Raw genomic sequence first — 15,974 nt, 5'->3', positions numbered from 1 at the left:
TGCCGGGCCCTCCCGACCAACGGTAATATCCTGTTATCGTTCCGCGCCCCTTGACCCCGCCGATTCCGAACTATCCTTTAGCTCAGGCCATCCAAAACAAGGTAGAGCCGGCCAAACGGCATCGGGCCATCGGTATGACTTTTAGGTGTTCGGGGGTTTTATCCCGGCTGCATCCGCACCGGAGCTGCCAAGCACCTGACCGACCCCGCACCGGCTCTGCGCATCGAGCGAGGTGAAGTCATGAGCATTTTCAGCCACTTCCAACAACGTTTCGAAGCGACTCGCCAGGAGGAATTCTCCCTCCAGGAGTACCTCGAACTGTGCAAACAGGATCGCAGCGCCTACGCCTCGGCAGCCGAGCGCCTGTTGCTGGCGATTGGCGAGCCGGAACTGCTCGACACCTCGACCGACCCACGGCTGTCGCGGATTTTTTCCAACAAAGTGATACGCCGCTACCCGGCCTTTGCCGACTTCCATGGCATGGAAGAGTGCATCGACCAGATTGTTTCCTACTTCCGCCATGCGGCGCAGGGCCTGGAAGAGAAGAAACAGATTCTCTACCTCCTCGGCCCGGTGGGCGGCGGTAAATCGTCGCTGGCGGAAAAGCTCAAGCACCTGATCGAGAAAGTGCCGTTCTACGCGATCAAGGGCTCACCCGTATTCGAGTCACCGCTAGGGCTGTTCAGCGACGCCGAAGACGGCGCCATCCTCGAAGAGGATTACGGCATTCCGCGGCGCTACCTCAACAGCATCATGTCGCCCTGGGCCACCAAGCGACTGCAGGAGTTCGGTGGCGATATCAGCCAGTTCCGCGTGGTCAAACTCTATCCTTCGATCCTTAACCAGATTGCCGTGGCCAAGACCGAGCCGGGCGATGAGAACAATCAGGACATCTCCGCCCTCGTCGGCAAGGTAGACATCCGCAAGCTCGAGGAGTACCCGCAAAACGACGCCGACGCCTACAGCTACTCGGGCGCACTGTGCCGGGCCAACCAGGGCCTGATGGAATTCGTCGAGATGTTCAAGGCGCCGATCAAGGTGCTACATCCACTACTGACCGCCACCCAGGAAGGTAACTACAACAGCACCGAAGGCCTCGGCGCGATCCCCTACAGCGGCATCCTGCTGGCCCACTCCAACGAGTCGGAATGGCATAGCTTCCGCAACAACAAGAACAACGAGGCCTTCATCGACCGTATCTATATCGTCAAGGTGCCGTACTGCCTGCGCGTGACCGACGAGATCAAGATCTACGACAAACTGCTGTTCAACAGCTCCCTGGCCAAAGCTCATTGCGCGCCGGACACGCTGAAGATGCTCGCGCAGTTCTCCACGCTCAGCCGCCTGAAAGAACCGGAAAACTCCAACGTGTACTCGAAGATGCGCGTGTACGACGGCGAAAACCTCAAGGACACCGACCCCAAGGCCAAGTCGATTCAGGAGTACCGCGACACCGCCGGCGTGGATGAAGGCATGAACGGCCTGTCGACCCGCTTCGCCTTCAAGATCCTCTCCAAAGTGTTCAACTTCGACCCCCACGAGATCGCCGCCAACCCGGTGCACCTGCTGTATGTGCTGGAGCAGCAGATCGAGCAGGAACAGTTCCCCGCCGAGGTGCGCGAGCGCTATCTGCGCTTTATCAAGGAATACCTGGCGCCGCGCTATATCGAGTTTATCGGCAAGGAAATCCAGACCGCCTACCTGGAGTCCTACAGCGAGTACGGGCAGAACATCTTCGACCGCTACGTGCTGTACGCCGATTTCTGGATTCAGGATCAGGAAGACCGCGACCCGGAAACCGGCGAGATCCTCAATCGCGTAGCCCTCAACGAGGAGCTGGAGAAGATCGAAAAACCGGCCGGCATCAGCAACCCGAAGGATTTCCGCAACGAGATCGTCAACTTCGTGCTGCGCGCCCGCGCCAACAACAATGGCAAGAATCCGACCTGGCTCAGCTACGAAAAACTGCGCGTGGTGATCGAGAAGAAGATGTTCTCCAACACCGAAGACCTGCTGCCGGTCATCAGCTTCAACGCCAAAGCGAGCAAGGAGGATCAACAGAAACACAACGACTTCGTCACTCGCATGGTCGAGCGCGGCTACACCGACAAGCAGGTGCGCCTGCTGTCCGAGTGGTATCTGCGGGTTCGTAAATCGCAATAACGCGGCCTGACGCAACAGGCTGCCAGCGGCAACAGGGCGCGCGACCAACGCCGCCCTGTGCTGGCTGCGCCTGATGTCTGCAGCGCACGGAGGGCAGTTATGAGCCATGTGATCGACCGACGCCTGAACGGCAAGAACAAGAGCACGGTAAACCGCCAGCGCTTTCTGCGGCGCTACCGCGACCACATCAAGAAGGCCGTAGAAGAGGCGGTCAGCCGCCGCTCCATCACCGACATGGAGCACGGCGAACAGATCAGCATCCCTGGCCGCGACATCGACGAGCCGGTGCTGCACCACGGCCGTGGCGGCCGCCAGACCACCGTCCATCCCGGCAACCGTGAATTCACCAGCGGCGAGAAGATTGCCCGCCCGCAAGGCGGTGGCAGCGGCCAAGGTGCCGGCAAGGCGAGCAACTCCGGCGAAGGCATGGACGAGTTCGTCTTCCAGATCACCCAGGAAGAATTCCTCGACTTTATGTTCGAGGACCTCGAACTGCCCAATTTGATCAAACGCCACCTGACCGGCAGCGACACCTTCAAAAGCGTGCGCGCCGGTATCAGCAATGAAGGCAACCCGTCGCGCATCAATATCGTCCGCACCCTGCGCTCGGCCCATGCCCGGCGTATTGCGCTCTCAGGCAGCAGCCGCAACAAACTCAAGAGCGCCCAGGCCGAACTGGAACGCCTGAAGCTGGAGCAACCGGACAACCTCGGCGATATCCAGACGCTTGAAGAGGAAGTCAGCAAGCTGCGCGCGCGGATCAAGCGCATTCCCTTCCTCGACACCTTCGACCTCAAGTACAACCTGCTGGTCAAACAGCCCAACCCCAGCTCCAAGGCGGTGATGTTCTGCCTGATGGACGTCTCCGGCTCCATGACCCAGTCGACCAAGGACATCGCCAAGCGCTTCTTTATCCTCTTGTACCTGTTCCTCAAACGGAACTACGACAAGATCGAGGTGGTGTTTATCCGCCACCACACCAGCGCCCGCGAGGTCGACGAAGAAGAGTTCTTCTACTCGCGAGAGACCGGCGGCACCATCGTTTCCAGCGCGCTCAAGCTGATGCAGGAGATCATGGCCGAGCGTTACCCGATCAATGAATGGAATATCTACGCCGCCCAGGCGTCGGATGGCGACAACTGGAATGATGACTCGCCGATCTGCAGGGATATATTGATCAAGCAGATCATGCCGTTCGTGCAGTACTTCACCTACGTCGAGATCACCCCGCGCGAACACCAAGCGCTGTGGTTCGAATACGAGCAGGTCAGCGATGCCTTCGCCGACACCTTCGCCCAGCAGCAGCTGGTATCGGCCGGCGACATCTACCCGGTATTCCGCGACCTGTTCCAGCGGAGGCTAGCCACATGAGCAACAGCAAAGACAAGCGCCGCCAGCCGATCTCCACCGGCTCGGAATGGACCTTCGAGCTGATCCGTCAGTACGACCGCGAAATCGGCCGCCTCGCCGAACGTTATGCGCTGGACACCTACCCCAACCAGATCGAGGTGATCACCGCCGAACAGATGATGGACGCCTACGCCTCCGTCGGTATGCCGCTGGGTTACCACCACTGGTCCTACGGCAAGCACTTTCTCAGCACCGAGAAGGGCTACAAGCGCGGGCAGATGGGCCTGGCCTACGAAATCGTGATCAACTCCGACCCCTGCATCGCCTACCTGATGGAAGAAAACACCATCTGCATGCAGGCCCTGGTGATCGCCCATGCCTGCTACGGCCATAACAGCTTCTTCAAGGGCAACTACCTGTTCCGCACCTGGACCGACGCCAGCTCGATCATCGATTACCTGGTGTTTGCCAAGCAGTACATCATGCAGTGCGAAGAGCGCCACGGCATCGACGCGGTGGAGGACCTGCTCGACTCCTGCCACGCCCTGATGAACTACGGCGTCGACCGCTACAAGCGCCCTTACCCGATTTCCGCCGAGGAAGAACGGCGACGCATGAAAGACCGCGAAGAGCACCTGCAAAAGCAGATCAACGACCTCTGGCGCACCATCCCGAAAAACACCAGCAAGGGCGGCGACAAGGACAACAAGCGCTTCCCCGCCGAGCCGCAGGAAAACATCCTGTATTTCCTGGAAAAACACGCCCCGCTGCTCGAGCCCTGGCAGCGCGAGATCATTCGCATCGTGCGCAAGATTGCCCAGTACTTCTACCCACAACGTCAAACGCAGGTGATGAACGAAGGCTGGGCCACCTTCTGGCACTACACCCTGATGAACGATCTGTACGACGAAGGCCTGGTGACCGAAGGTTTTATGATGGAGTTCCTGCAGTCGCACACCAGCGTGGTCTATCAGCCGCCATTCGACAGCCCCTATTACAGCGGCATCAACCCCTATGCGCTGGGCTTTGCCATGTATCGCGATATTCGCCGCATCTGCGAAGCGCCTACTGAGGAAGATCGCCGCTGGTTCCCCGACATTGCCGGCAGCGACTGGCTCACGACCCTAAAATTCGCCATGAACAGCTTCAAGGACGAGAGCTTTATCCTGCAGTACCTGTCACCCAAAGTGATCCGCGACCTCAAGCTGTTCAGCATTCTCGATGACGACCAGAAAGACGAACTCTACGTCCCGGCGATCCACGACGAACCCGGCTACCAGCAGATTAGGGAAACCCTGGCCGCGCAATACAACCTGGGCAACCGCGAACCTAATGTGCAGATTTGGAGCATCGACCGCCGTGGCGACCGCTCGCTGACCCTGCGCCACCAGCAGCACGACCGCAAACCGCTGGGCAGCTCCACCGAGGAGGTGCTGAAACACCTGCACCGCCTGTGGGGGTTCAATATCCACCTGGAGCTGTACCAGGGCGAACAGCTGATCGGCACCCAGCACGTGCCGCCCAAGCATGAAGCCGAACATGACAGCGACTACCCGCGCCTCGACCTGATGATCCCGCCCATTTGATCGGTTGCGCGCCCACGATGCCAAGCACCAGCATGCGCAGCAGACCAACCGGGAATCTGCCGATGCGCCTGTTTATCGTATTACTGCTGTGCCTGGCACTGGCCACCTGCAGCAACCAGCTGCCGCGCGCCCAGGTGCTAACCCCCGCCAGCGCCGAACTGACGGGCAAGCGCAACTTCAGCCTGATTGCTGCCGAACAGGCCGTAGCAGGCGACGTGCCATTTGCCGAGCGCTATACACAGCTTGAACAATTGCTGCGCGAAGGCCTGAGCACACGCGGTTACCAGGCCAACCCGCAGGCAGAGATTCAGGTGTATTACTGGCTGGCGGTGCAGGACAGCCCGCTGGACTTCAAGGTCGACGCCGCCCCACCAGCCCCGCTCGGCCCTTACCAGGCGATCCACCGCCTGCGCGATGAAACCGGCACCCTGCGCATCCGCCTGACCACACCGGAACAGCAAATCCTCTGGGAAGGCCTGATCAGCACCGGCCTAAGCCCCGCCAAAGACAGCGCCGAACTACTGGAGCGCGCCACGCAAGCGCTATTGCAGCAGATCCCCAAAGCCACCCCTTAACAGACAGCCTGACTATCCAGCCGTTATGCTCTGCACAACGGAGGATTAGTCATGCAGATTTACAAAGTAGGCGGCGCAGTGCGTGATCGCCTGTTAGGCCGCGAGGTTAGCGAGATCGACTGGGTAGTGGTCGGCGCCAGCGCCGAGCAGATGCTTGAGCTGGGCTACCGCCCGGTGGGTGCCGACTTTCCGGTATTTCTGCACCCGCGAAGCGGTGAGGAATACGCCCTGGCCCGCACCGAGCGCAAGAGCGGACGCGGCTACGGCGGCTTTACCTTCTTCGCCAGCCCGGAAGTCACCCTGGAAGAGGACCTGATCCGCCGCGACCTGACCGTCAACGCGATGGCCGAGGACGATCAGGGCAAGCTGATCGATCCCTATGGCGGTCAGCGTGACCTCGATGCCAAGCTGCTGCGCCACGTTTCCCCCGCCTTCGCCGAAGACCCGCTGCGCGTATTGCGCGTGGCGCGCTTTGCCGCCCGTTACGCGCCACTGGGCTTCAGCGTAGCGCCTGAAACCATGGCACTGATGCGCGAACTGAGCGAATCCGGCGAGCTAAGCGCGCTGACGCCGGAGCGCAGCTGGAAGGAAATTTCCCGCGCCTTGATGGAGCCGCGCCCGGATGTATTTATCCAGGTGCTGCGCGACTGCGGCGCGCTGCGCGAGCTGCTGCCCGAGGTCGATACACTGTTCGGCGTACCGCAACCCGCCGCCCATCACCCAGAAATCGACACCGGCGAGCATGTACTCAGCGTGCTGCGCCAGTGCGCCGAACACCAGCAACCACTGACCGTACGCTGGGCCTGCCTGCTGCACGATGTCGGCAAAGGCCTGACGCCCGAAGCCGAGTGGCCAAGGCATATCGCCCACGAGCACACCGGGCTGAAGCTGATCCGCGCGATCAACCAGCGCTGCAAGGCGCCCAAGGATTGTCAGGAACTGGCCCTGCAGGTCGGCGAATTCCACACCCACGGCCATCGCGCCCTAGAGCTGAAAGCCTCAACCCTGCTCAAGCTGCTGCAAAGCTTCGACGTGTTTCGCCGTCCGCAGCGCTTTGAAGAGTTTATCGCCGCCTGTGAAATGGACGCCCGCGGCCGCCTCGGCCTGGAGCAACGCGAATACCCGCAAGCCGACTACCTGCGCGCGGCCATGCACGCCGCCCGAGCAGTGGCTGTGCAACCACTGCTCGCACGCGGCCTGCAAGGGGCCGAACTGGGCAGCGCATTGCAGGAAGAACGCCTGCAGGCGCTCCAGAAATTTCGCCAGAACCACCCTCGAGCGTAGCGTTACGCGCAGCACACTGATAGGCTGCAGGCCTTGCAGCACTAGGCCTCCAGCCATCTACCGCATAAATTTTGACGCCAAAATCTAAGCGCATGAGCTTTACTTAAAAGAGCCTGCCTCGCCACGCGCCAACGCGCGTGGCCTCAGCGCCGAACAGGCCACGCCGGAGACCTCTACCTTGCACCTGAATCGTCCAGTGTTTATGCGCGCCAATCGAAAAGTCCTCTGCTGCACCCTACTGGCATTGTTGCCGGCATTGGCCCATGCCGAACCAGCCGACGCCGACAGCGCCGCCCTGCGCGCCACTCAGGTCGCCCATGTGGTACACGGCATCCTCAGCTATGCGCGCTGGCCGCAGCAGCCCGAAACCCTGCGCCTGTGCGTGATTGCGCCAACCGAGTACGCCGACTTGCTGTGGCAGAACCACGAGCTGGAATCCCGTCAGCCAGTACAGGCCAAGCGCCTGCTGGTTGATAGCCCATTGCTGGAAACCGACTGCGAAGCCGTCTATCTCGGGGTTATCGAGGACAGCCAGCGGATTGCCCTGTTCAGCCGCCTGGTCGGCAAACCCATCCTGACCATCAGCGAAACCAACCAGGCCTGCAGCGAAGGCAGCCTGTTCTGCCTGGGCATCAGCGATGAGCATGTGGGGTTCAAGGTCAACCTCGATGCCGTTGCGCGCAGTGGCATCCGCATTCACCCGAACGTGCTGCAGCTGGGCAAGCGCGCAGGACCGCAACCATGAACCGCAGAAAGCCCGAAGTCAGCCAGCGGCGCCCGAGCCTGCGCCGCCTGCTGCATAACGCCCACCTGCGGGTCGCGCTGCTGGCCATGGGCCTGACCAGCCTGTCGCTAACCCTGGTCAGCCTGCTCGCGCTTAGCACCTACGCCAGCCACAACCTGCAACTGATCGCCCGCTCCCTGGCCTATACCCTGGAAGCCGCCGTGGTGTTCAACGACCGCGCAGCGGTACGCGACGCCCTGGAGCAGATCTGCAAGACCGAAGAAATCGCCCAGGTGGCCGTCTTCGATAAAGACGGCGCGCTGCTCGCCAGCCTGGACGCAGCCAATAACACCGTACTCAACAGCGCCGAGCAATCAATCGCCCGCCTGCTGCTGCCGGACGTGGTGATTCAACCCATCACCTATCAGGGCCAACAGATCGGCGCCCTGCACCTCAGCGGCCAAGGCACCACCCTGCTGCGTTTCCTGATCGGCGGCCTGCTTGGCCTGCTGGCCAGCCTGGCGCTCAGCGCACTGGGCGCCACCTATGGCTCCAAGCGCATACAGCGGGCAATCACCCAGCCGCTGCGTAACCTGTCGCAGGTGGCGCACAACATTTCCGTGGAGCGCACCTTCAACCAGCGCGTGCCAGCCACACATATCGCCGACCTCAACGAGCTGGCCGAAGACTTCAACGCCCTGCTCGATCAACTGGAGGCCTGGCAGCATCAGCTGGAACGCGAGAACGCCTCGCTGGCGCACCAGGCCAGCCACGATGCCCTGACCGGGCTGCCCAACCGCGCCTTCTTCGAATCGCGCTTGCTCGGCAGCATGCGCGAGGCCCGCGACAGCCAGACGCAAATGGCCGTGCTGTTTCTCGACAGTAACCGCTTCAAGGAAATCAACGATCAGCTCGGCCACGCCGCCGGCGATGCGGTGCTGATCGCCATTGCCCAGCGCCTGCGCACCCAATTGCGTGAAGGCGACACCGTGGCGCGCCTGGGCGGCGACGAGTTTGCCGTGCTGCTCAAACCCATCCACCACGAAGACGATGCAGTGCTGATCGCCGACAAGATCATCGACAGCATGCACGAACCCATCGCCCTGCCCGAAGGCGGCAGCATCACCACCTCCCTGAGTATCGGCATCGCCCTCTACCCGGAGCACGCCGACAACCCCGAAGCCCTGGTGCACGAGGCGGACGTTGCCATGTACCACGCCAAACGCAGCCAGGGCGGGCGAACCATGGCCAAAGGCCAGGATTCACTTACCAACTGAAAAGGAGCTTCATTGTGCGCAGCTTAATGCGATTGATCTTTATCGGCGTGCTCGGCGCGGCACTGTTCATCAGCGGCTGCCAGAGCACACCCAAAGGCCTCAGTGCCGAGCAGGTGGCCTTGCTCAAGAGCCATGGTTTCCAGTGGACCGAAGACGGCTGGGAACTCGGCCTCTCTGGCAAAGTGCTGTTCGACACCGACTCGGAAGTCGTCTCCAGCGCCAGCACCGTGCAACTGACGCAAATCACCCAGGCACTGCTGGGCGTCGGTATTCAGCAGGTGCGTCTGGAAGGCCACACCGACAATGTCGGCCAGCCGGCTTATAACCAACAACTGTCGCTGCGCCGCGCCCAGACGGTGGCGGCTGTGATGCAAGGTGCGGGGATGGATGCGCAGCTGATTGCGACGCAGGGCATGGGCCAGAGCAAACCGATTGCCGACAACAACACCGCCGAAGGGCGCAGCGAGAACCGCCGCGTGGCGATTATCGTCAGCACGCCCTGATCAGGGTTTGGCGGGATACTCGGCGCACAGCGCAGCCGGCGTCAGCTGCTGCTCGCGCCAGCTGAATGCCACCGGCCACAGTTGCTGATCAATCTGCGCCGCCTGCCACAGCTCGGCAAAACTACGCTGCTGCGCCGGATGCAGAACATCCGGCGCCAGCAAGGCCAGCGGCCAGAGCACAAAGGCGTTCTTGAGAATTTCCGCCCGCGGCAGAATCAGACCGTCGAAGTTGCCGACCAGATCGCCGTACAGCAGCACGTCGATATCCAGCGGCAGGCCTTTGCGTTCAGGCGCGTAGCGGCCGTTATCGGCTTCGATAAATTTCAGCCGACGGTCCAGTTCACCCAGCGGCAGCTCGCTGTAGCCGGCCACCACCAGATTGAAGAACGGCCCGCTCTTGATACCCACTGCCTGGCTTTCAAACACCGGCGAGCAGCGCATCTCACTGAGCAGACCAGCGAGCGCATCAAGGCCGGCGCACAGGTGCGCTTCGCGGCCGATATTGCTGCCCAGGCCAAGTAGAACGGGAGTTAGCGACATCCGCGCTCGATCTCCACGCCCACTCCACCACTGGCCGCCGGCACCGCACCGGGCTTGGTCAGCTTGAGCCGTACCCAGGGAATCTGAAACTCAGCCATGAGCAACTCGACCAGCCGCTCGGCGAAGGTTTCCACCAGGATAAACTGCGACTCGCTGGCAAACGCCTGAATCCGCTGCGAGACCTTGGCGTAATCCAGCGCCTTGTCCAGCTCATCACCGGCGGCAGCGGGACGGTTATCCCAGCCCAGGTACAGGTCCAGACGCAAACACTGGCGAATGGTACGCTCCCAGTCGTAGGCGCCGATCACCGTATCGACTTCCAGACCCTCGATAAAAACTGTGTCCAAGCACGCTCTCCGTGGCACGACAAGGCTGCCGCACCTAGTTAGAATCAGGGCTCCCTTGCCCCGGAATGGATACCATGTTTTGGCTGTTGGCGACCCTCGCCTACCTGCTCGGCTCGTTGTCCTTCGCCATTCTGCTCAGCCGCCTAAGCGGCGGACCGGACCCGCGCGCCAGTGGCTCGGGCAATCCCGGTGCCACCAACATGTTCCGCGTCGCCGGCAAACGCCTGGCCATCCTCACGCTGATCGGCGACCTGCTCAAAGGCCTGCTGCCGGTACTGATCGCCAGCCTGCTCGACTTCAGCCTGCAGCAACAAGCCTGGGTCGGCCTGGCAGCCGTTGTCGGCCACCTGTATCCGCTGTACTTCAACTTCCGTGGCGGCAAGGGTGTCGCCACGGCCGCTGGCATGCTTCTGGGCCTGTACCCGCCCGCCGCCTTGCTGGCCGTTGCCGCCTGGCTGCTGACCTTTGTCCTGACCCGTACCAGCTCGCTGGCCGCACTGATTGCCACGCCGCTGACCCTGCCACTGCTGGCCTGGCAACAGCCCGACGCGCTGCTTCCCGTTTGCGTACTGACCGGGCTGATCGTCTGGCGCCATCGCGGCAATTTACGCGATCTGTTCGCCGGCCGTGAGCGGCATTTCTAAATCCACCCAGTGAATCCGGCCCATCACGCACACGCTTACAGCGCCGGCAGTTGCTCCATCGGCCAGCGCGCCTGCACCTTGATGCTCAAATCCTCATGCTGGCCTGCCAGCAAGCGCTGGCAGCCGGCATAGGCGATCATCGCGCCGTTGTCGGTGCAAAACGCCGGACGGGCGTAGAACACCTCGCCCTTCAGCTCGCCGAGCATTTTCTCCAGCGACTGCCGCAGCGCCTGGTTAGCACTCACCCCACCGGCGATAACCAGATTGTTCAACCCGGTCTGCTTGAGTGCACGCTTGCATTTGATGGTCAGGGTATCGACCACCGCCTGCTGGAACGCCAGGGCGATGTCACAACGGGTCTGCTCAGATTTGTCGCCAGCCGCCTGACACTGCTGCCAAGTGTTCAAGGTAAAGGTCTTCAGGCCGCTGAAGCTGAACTCCAGCCCCGGGCGATCAGTCATTGGCCGAGGGAACTTGAAGCGCCCAAGCGTGCCGCTCAGCGCCAGACGAGCAATCTCGGGGCCACCGGGGTATTGCAGGCCCATCAGCTTGGCAGTCTTGTCGAACGCCTCGCCCGCTGCATCGTCCAGGGACTCGCCGAGCAGCTGGTACTGACCGATGCCATCGACACGAACCAGCTGGGTATGCCCGCCCGACACCAACAAAGCGACGAACGGAAAAGCCGGTGGTTGTTCTTCCAACATCGGCGCCAGCAAGTGGCCTTCCATATGGTGAACACCCAGCGCCGGAATGTCCCAGGCAAACGCCAGCGCCTGCGCGCAGGACGCCCCCACCAGCAGCGCGCCGACCAGGCCAGGGCCGGCCGTATAGGCGATGGCGTCGATGTCAGTCGCCACGCAGTCGGCCTCACTCAACACCTGGCGGATCAGCGGCAGCATGCGTTTGACGTGATCGCGCGAGGCCAGCTCCGGCACCACACCGCCATACACACGGTGCAGATCGATCTGGCTAAACAGCGCGTCGGCCAGCAGGCCGCGCTCGCTGTCGTAGAGCGCGACACCGGTTTCGTCGCAGGAGGTTTCCAATCCCAGAACCAGCATGGGCAGTGCCTTGTAGTAGTGTGTGCAACTTCGAAGGCGCGCATGATAATGGCCGCTGGCGCGAGCCGGCCAGCGCTTTTCGATCAGAGGCTTTGCATTCCTCGCGATGAGGCGGTAACATCCGCAACCCTTAAAAACCTACGTTCTCCAGCGCCATCTGCCAGGAGTAACGTTACCCCCGGTAATAAAGAAGGTAAGCCCTGGATGCCAGCCGTCAAAGTTAAAGAGAACGAACCCTTCGACGTAGCTCTGCGTCGTTTCAAGCGCTCCTGCGAAAAAGCCGGTGTTCTGGCTGAAGTTCGCAGCCGTGAATTCTACGAAAAGCCAACTTCCGAGCGTAAGCGCAAAGCAGCAGCCGCTGTTAAGCGTCACGCCAAGAAAGTGCAGCGCGAGCAGCGCCGCAGCGTTCGCCTGTACTAATCACCGCAGCTTCGCCTGCACGATTAGCTACAAGCAACGCCTGACACCCGGCCTCGGCCGGGTTTCGCTTTTAGACTCCGCGCCACCTTCGGGTGACGATCGGAGTCTTTTAGTTTTTGCCCCACCCTGTTCTGCCCCAGCGCATGACAGTATTCTGAGCGCCTATGGCCGGCCTGATCCCACAGTCTTTTATCGATGACCTGCTCAACCGCACCGATATCGTCGACGTGGTCGCCTCGCGCATCCAACTGAAAAAGGCCGGCAAGAACTACACCGCCTGCTGCCCCTTCCACAAAGAAAAAACCCCCTCGTTCAGCGTCAGCCCGGACAAACAGTTCTACTACTGCTTTGGCTGCGGCGCCGGCGGCAACGCCCTGGGTTTTGTCATGGACCACGACCAACTGGATTTTCCCCAGGCAATCGAGGACCTGGCCAAGCGCGCCGGCATGGAAGTGCCGCGCGAGGAAGGTGGACGCAGCAACAAGCCGCGCCAGCCTACGGATTCGCCGCTTTATCCACTACTGACCGCTGCCGCCGAGTTCTACAAACAGGCGCTGAAAAGCCACCCGCAACGCAAAGCCGCGATTGACTACCTCAAGGGTCGCGGCCTGTCCGGCGAGATCGCCCGCGACTTCGGCATGGGCTTCGCCCCGCCCGGTTGGGACAACCTGCTCAAGCACCTGGCCAGCGACAGCCTGCAACAAAAGGCGATGATCGACGCAGGCCTGCTGGTGGAGAACGCCGAAAGCGGCAAGCGTTACGACCGCTTCCGCGACCGCATCATGTTCCCCATCCGCGACAGCCGCGGCCGGGTGATCGCCTTCGGCGGCCGAGTACTGGGAGACGAAAAGCCGAAGTACCTGAACTCCCCGGAAACCCCGGTATTCCACAAAGGCCAGGAGCTTTACGGGCTGTTCGAAGCGCGCAAGCACAACCGCGACCTCGACGAGATCATGGTGGTTGAAGGCTATATGGACGTGATTGCCCTGGCCCAGCAAGGCCTGCGCAACGCCGTCGCCACACTCGGCACCGCCACCAGCGAAGAACATCTCAAACGCCTGTTCCGCGTCGTGCCCAGCGTACTGTTCTGCTTCGATGGCGACGCCGCCGGGCGTAACGCCGCCTGGCGCGCACTCGAAGCGACTCTATCGAGCCTGCAGGACGGCCGCCGCGCACGCTTTCTATTTCTGCCCGATGGCGAAGATCCGGACACCCTGGTACGCAGCGAGGGCACCGACGCCTTCCGCGCGCGCATCAACCAGCACGCCCAACCGCTGGCCGACTACTTCTTCCAGCAACTGAGTGAAGAAGCCGACCCGCGCTCCCTGGAAGGCAAAGCGCACCTGATGACCCTGGCCGCGCCGCTGATCGACAAGATCCCTGGCAACAACCTGCGCGCCCTGATGCGTCAACGCCTGAGCGAAATCACCGGCCTTTCCGGCGAAGCCCTGCAGCAGATGGCTCCCGCATCGCGCAGCAGCCAACCGAGCCAGAGCAGCGCACCGCCCAGCGACTACCCGGATTACCCCGAGATTCCCGACAGCGCCTATTACGATGTCGAGCCGAGCCGCAACGAATACGAAAATCCCAGCCCCGCGCCAGAGTTTGAACGCAACAAAGGCAAGGGCAACTGGAAGAAAGACGGCGGCAAGTGGAGCAAGAAGGGCCAGGGCGAGTTCGCCCCGCGCGCACCACGCACCGCAGTCAGCGTCGAATCGCCGCACCTGAGCGCGCTGCGCACCTTGCTGCACCACCCACAATTGGCGCAGAAGGTCGAAGATGTCAGCCATTTCGCCGCCGAAGACGATACCTACGCCCAGCTGCTGGTCGCCCTGCTTGGCGCCCTGCAAAAAAGCCCCAACCTGCGCTCACTGCAACTGATCGCACGCTGGCATGGCACCGAACAGGGCCGCCTATTGCGCGCCCTGGCCGAAAAGGAATGGCTGATTTCAGCCGACAACCTTGAACAACAGTTTTTCGACACTATAACTAGTCTAGTAGCCCGCCAACGCGAGCGCAGCCTGGAACATTTGCTGCGCAAAGCCCGTCAAAGTGAGTTGAGCGCAGAAGAGAAAGATCAGCTGCGCAGCTTGCTGAGCCGTAATGCATCACCGGTAATCCCGAGTCCAACTGGCGCTTAGGGGTGTTACTCGGGTATAATCCGCGGCTTGTTTTTTGCCCGCCAAGACCTTCAGTGGATAGGGTGTTATGTCCGGAAAAGCGCAACAGCAGTCTCGTATCAAAGAGTTGATCACCCTGGGTCGTGAGCAGAAGTATCTGACTTACGCAGAGGTCAACGACCACCTACCGGAAGATATTTCTGATCCGGAGCAGGTGGAAGACATCATCCGCATGATCAACGACATGGGGATCCCCGTACACGAGAGTGCTCCGGATGCGGACGCCCTTATGTTGGCCGACGCCGATACCGACGAGGCAGCCGCTGAAGAAGCCGCTGCAGCGCTGGCAGCGGTGGAGACCGATATCGGCCGCACGACGGACCCAGTGCGCATGTATATGCGTGAAATGGGCACCGTGGAATTGCTGACCCGCGAAGGCGAGATCGAAATCGCCAAACGCATCGAGGAAGGTATCCGTGAAGTGATGGGCGCTATCGCTCATTTCCCCGGCACTGTCGACAGCATTCTGGCCGAGTACACCCGTGTTACCACCGATGGTGGTCGCCTGGTTGAAGTCCTCAGCGGTTATATCGATCCGGATGACGGCATCGTTCCCGCTGAAGCAGCTGCGCCTGTCCCAGTTAAAGACGGCGATGCTGCCGAAGAAACTGACGACGACGAAGCTGAATCCAGCGATGACGAGGAAGAAGAAGGCGACGGCGGTCCGGACCCAGAAGAGGCCTTGCGCCGCTTCACCGCGATTGGCGACGCCCTGGAACTCGCCAAGAAAGCCCTGAAAAAGCACGGCCGCAACAGTAAGCAAGGCATTGCCGCGCTGAAAGAAATGGCCGAGCTGTTTATGCCGATCAAGCTCGTGCCTAAACAGTACGATGCACTGGTTGTGCGTGTGCGCAGCTCCCTGGAGCGCCTGCGCGCCCAGGAACGCGCCATCATGCAACTCTGCGTACGTGATGCCCGCATGCCGCGCGCCGACTTCCTGCGCCTGTTCCCAGGCAATGAAATCGACGTCGAGTGGTCCGCTGGCCTGGCCAAAGGCAAAGCCAAGTACGCCGAAGCCATCGGCAACCTGCAAGGCGACATCCAACGCTGCCAGCAAAAGCTGTCTGCCCTGGAAGCCGAATGCGAGCTGACTCTGGCTGAAATCAAGGACATCAACCGTCGCATGTCGATCGGCGAGGCCAAGGCCCGTCGCGCGAAGAAAGAGATGGTTGAAGCGAACTTGCGTCTGGTGATCTCGATTGCCAAGAAGTACACCAACCGCGGCCTGCAGTTCCTCGACCTGATCCAGGAAGGCAACATCGGCCTGATGAAGGCAGTGGACAAGTTCGAATACCGTCGCGGTTACAAGTTCTCGACCTA

General features: G+C 61.4%; 15 protein-coding genes. 12 read left to right on the top strand and 3 right to left on the bottom strand.

The annotated features are described in order from the left end of the window. The first annotated feature begins 240 nt into the window (after nt 1-240). From Q8O69_RS03200 to Q8O69_RS03165, 8 genes are all read left to right on the top strand, one after another. A complete protein-coding gene (locus tag Q8O69_RS03200; protein WP_305589497.1) occupies nt 241-2,163 on the top strand; it encodes a PrkA family serine protein kinase in 1,923 nt (640 codons plus the stop codon). A 99-nt stretch (nt 2,164-2,262) separates the two neighbouring features. Next, on the top strand, nt 2,263-3,534 hold the full coding sequence (locus Q8O69_RS03195; protein ID WP_305589495.1) for a YeaH/YhbH family protein: 1,272 nt from the start codon (nt 2,263-2,265) through the stop codon (nt 3,532-3,534). Beyond that, a complete protein-coding gene (locus Q8O69_RS03190; protein WP_305589493.1) occupies nt 3,531-5,099 on the top strand; it encodes a SpoVR family protein in 1,569 nt (522 codons plus the stop codon). Before Q8O69_RS03195 ends, Q8O69_RS03190 begins: the two co-directional genes overlap by 4 nt. A gap of 62 nt (nt 5,100-5,161) precedes the next feature. After that, entirely contained in the window at nt 5,162-5,674 is a 513-nt protein-coding gene (locus tag Q8O69_RS03185) for a hypothetical protein (RefSeq protein WP_305589491.1), read from the top strand. Between the two features lie 51 nt (nt 5,675-5,725). Continuing rightward, entirely contained in the window at nt 5,726-6,958 is a 1,233-nt protein-coding gene (locus tag Q8O69_RS03180) for a multifunctional CCA addition/repair protein (protein WP_305589489.1), read from the top strand. Between the two features lie 202 nt (nt 6,959-7,160). After that, entirely contained in the window at nt 7,161-7,703 is a 543-nt protein-coding gene (locus tag Q8O69_RS03175) for a YfiR family protein (RefSeq protein ID WP_371136038.1), read from the top strand. After that, the gene (locus Q8O69_RS03170; protein WP_305589487.1) at nt 7,700-8,959 is read left to right on the top strand and encodes a diguanylate cyclase domain-containing protein; all 1,260 of its coding nucleotides are present in this window, start codon (nt 7,700-7,702) and stop codon (nt 8,957-8,959) included. The genes Q8O69_RS03175 and Q8O69_RS03170 overlap by 4 nt, the downstream gene beginning before the upstream one ends. 26 nt (nt 8,960-8,985) lie before the next feature. Continuing rightward, a complete protein-coding gene (locus Q8O69_RS03165; RefSeq protein ID WP_371136037.1) occupies nt 8,986-9,462 on the top strand; it encodes an OmpA family protein in 477 nt (158 codons plus the stop codon). Here the strand turns inward: Q8O69_RS03165 and folK are convergent, their stop codons facing one another. Together folK and folB are read right to left on the bottom strand one after the other, a co-directional pair. Continuing rightward, a complete protein-coding gene (gene folK / locus Q8O69_RS03160; protein WP_275962384.1) occupies nt 9,463-10,002 on the bottom strand; it encodes a 2-amino-4-hydroxy-6-hydroxymethyldihydropteridine diphosphokinase in 540 nt (179 codons plus the stop codon). Next, on the bottom strand, nt 9,993-10,349 hold the full coding sequence (folB, locus tag Q8O69_RS03155; protein WP_090256062.1) for a dihydroneopterin aldolase: 357 nt from the start codon (nt 10,347-10,349) through the stop codon (nt 9,993-9,995). The genes folK and folB overlap by 10 nt, the downstream gene beginning before the upstream one ends. Nucleotides 10,350-10,423: 74 nt before the next feature. Between folB and plsY the strand changes: the two genes are divergently transcribed. Beyond that, complete coding sequence (plsY, locus tag Q8O69_RS03150; RefSeq protein ID WP_304867584.1) at nt 10,424-10,993, top strand: glycerol-3-phosphate 1-O-acyltransferase PlsY; 570 nt, start codon at nt 10,424-10,426, stop codon at nt 10,991-10,993. Nucleotides 10,994-11,028: 35 nt separating this feature from the next. Here plsY and tsaD read toward each other — a convergent pair whose 3' ends face one another. Further along, nucleotides 11,029-12,054 carry a tRNA (adenosine(37)-N6)-threonylcarbamoyltransferase complex transferase subunit TsaD gene (tsaD, locus tag Q8O69_RS03145; RefSeq protein ID WP_305589484.1) on the bottom strand — a complete coding sequence of 342 codons (1,026 nt, stop codon included), beginning with the start codon at nt 12,052-12,054 and terminating at the stop codon, nt 11,029-11,031. A 204-nt stretch (nt 12,055-12,258) separates the two neighbouring features. On the opposite strand from tsaD, the gene rpsU reads away from it, so the two are divergent. From rpsU to Q8O69_RS03130, 3 genes are all read left to right on the top strand, one after another. After that, nucleotides 12,259-12,474 carry a 30S ribosomal protein S21 gene (rpsU, locus tag Q8O69_RS03140; RefSeq protein ID WP_003296736.1) on the top strand — a complete coding sequence of 72 codons (216 nt, stop codon included), beginning with the start codon at nt 12,259-12,261 and terminating at the stop codon, nt 12,472-12,474. A 164-nt stretch (nt 12,475-12,638) separates the two neighbouring features. Further along, nucleotides 12,639-14,615 carry a DNA primase gene (gene dnaG, locus Q8O69_RS03135; protein WP_305589482.1) on the top strand — a complete coding sequence of 659 codons (1,977 nt, stop codon included), beginning with the start codon at nt 12,639-12,641 and terminating at the stop codon, nt 14,613-14,615. A 67-nt stretch (nt 14,616-14,682) separates the two neighbouring features. Then, on the top strand, nt 14,683-15,974 hold a 1,292-nt coding region (locus Q8O69_RS03130), incomplete at its 3' end, for a sigma-70 family RNA polymerase sigma factor (RefSeq protein ID WP_305589480.1).

Origin of the sequence: Pseudomonas sp. (assembly GCF_030690725.1) — a bacterium.
Classification (GTDB): domain Bacteria; phylum Pseudomonadota; class Gammaproteobacteria; order Pseudomonadales; family Pseudomonadaceae; genus Aquipseudomonas.
Note: the sequence above shows the minus strand (reverse complement) of the source record. Positions and strands in the feature narration are given on the sequence as shown.

Coding starts and splice junctions, on each gene's coding strand:
- Q8O69_RS03190 (WP_305589493.1), top strand. CDS start 3,531: ATGAGCAACAGCAAAGACAAGCGCCGCCAGCCGATCTCCACCGGCTCG.
- Q8O69_RS03200 (WP_305589497.1), top strand. CDS start 241: ATGAGCATTTTCAGCCACTTCCAACAACGTTTCGAAGCGACTCGCCAG.
- tsaD (WP_305589484.1), bottom strand. CDS start 12,054: ATGCTGGTTCTGGGATTGGAAACCTCCTGCGACGAAACCGGTGTCGCG.
- Q8O69_RS03175 (WP_371136038.1), top strand. CDS start 7,161: ATGCGCGCCAATCGAAAAGTCCTCTGCTGCACCCTACTGGCATTGTTG.
- plsY (WP_304867584.1), top strand. CDS start 10,424: ATGTTTTGGCTGTTGGCGACCCTCGCCTACCTGCTCGGCTCGTTGTCC.
- Q8O69_RS03170 (WP_305589487.1), top strand. CDS start 7,700: ATGAACCGCAGAAAGCCCGAAGTCAGCCAGCGGCGCCCGAGCCTGCGC.
- Q8O69_RS03180 (WP_305589489.1), top strand. CDS start 5,726: ATGCAGATTTACAAAGTAGGCGGCGCAGTGCGTGATCGCCTGTTAGGC.
- dnaG (WP_305589482.1), top strand. CDS start 12,639: ATGGCCGGCCTGATCCCACAGTCTTTTATCGATGACCTGCTCAACCGC.
- Q8O69_RS03195 (WP_305589495.1), top strand. CDS start 2,263: ATGAGCCATGTGATCGACCGACGCCTGAACGGCAAGAACAAGAGCACG.
- folK (WP_275962384.1), bottom strand. CDS start 10,002: ATGTCGCTAACTCCCGTTCTACTTGGCCTGGGCAGCAATATCGGCCGC.
- rpsU (WP_003296736.1), top strand. CDS start 12,259: ATGCCAGCCGTCAAAGTTAAAGAGAACGAACCCTTCGACGTAGCTCTG.
- Q8O69_RS03185 (WP_305589491.1), top strand. CDS start 5,162: ATGCGCCTGTTTATCGTATTACTGCTGTGCCTGGCACTGGCCACCTGC.
- Q8O69_RS03165 (WP_371136037.1), top strand. CDS start 8,986: ATGCGATTGATCTTTATCGGCGTGCTCGGCGCGGCACTGTTCATCAGC.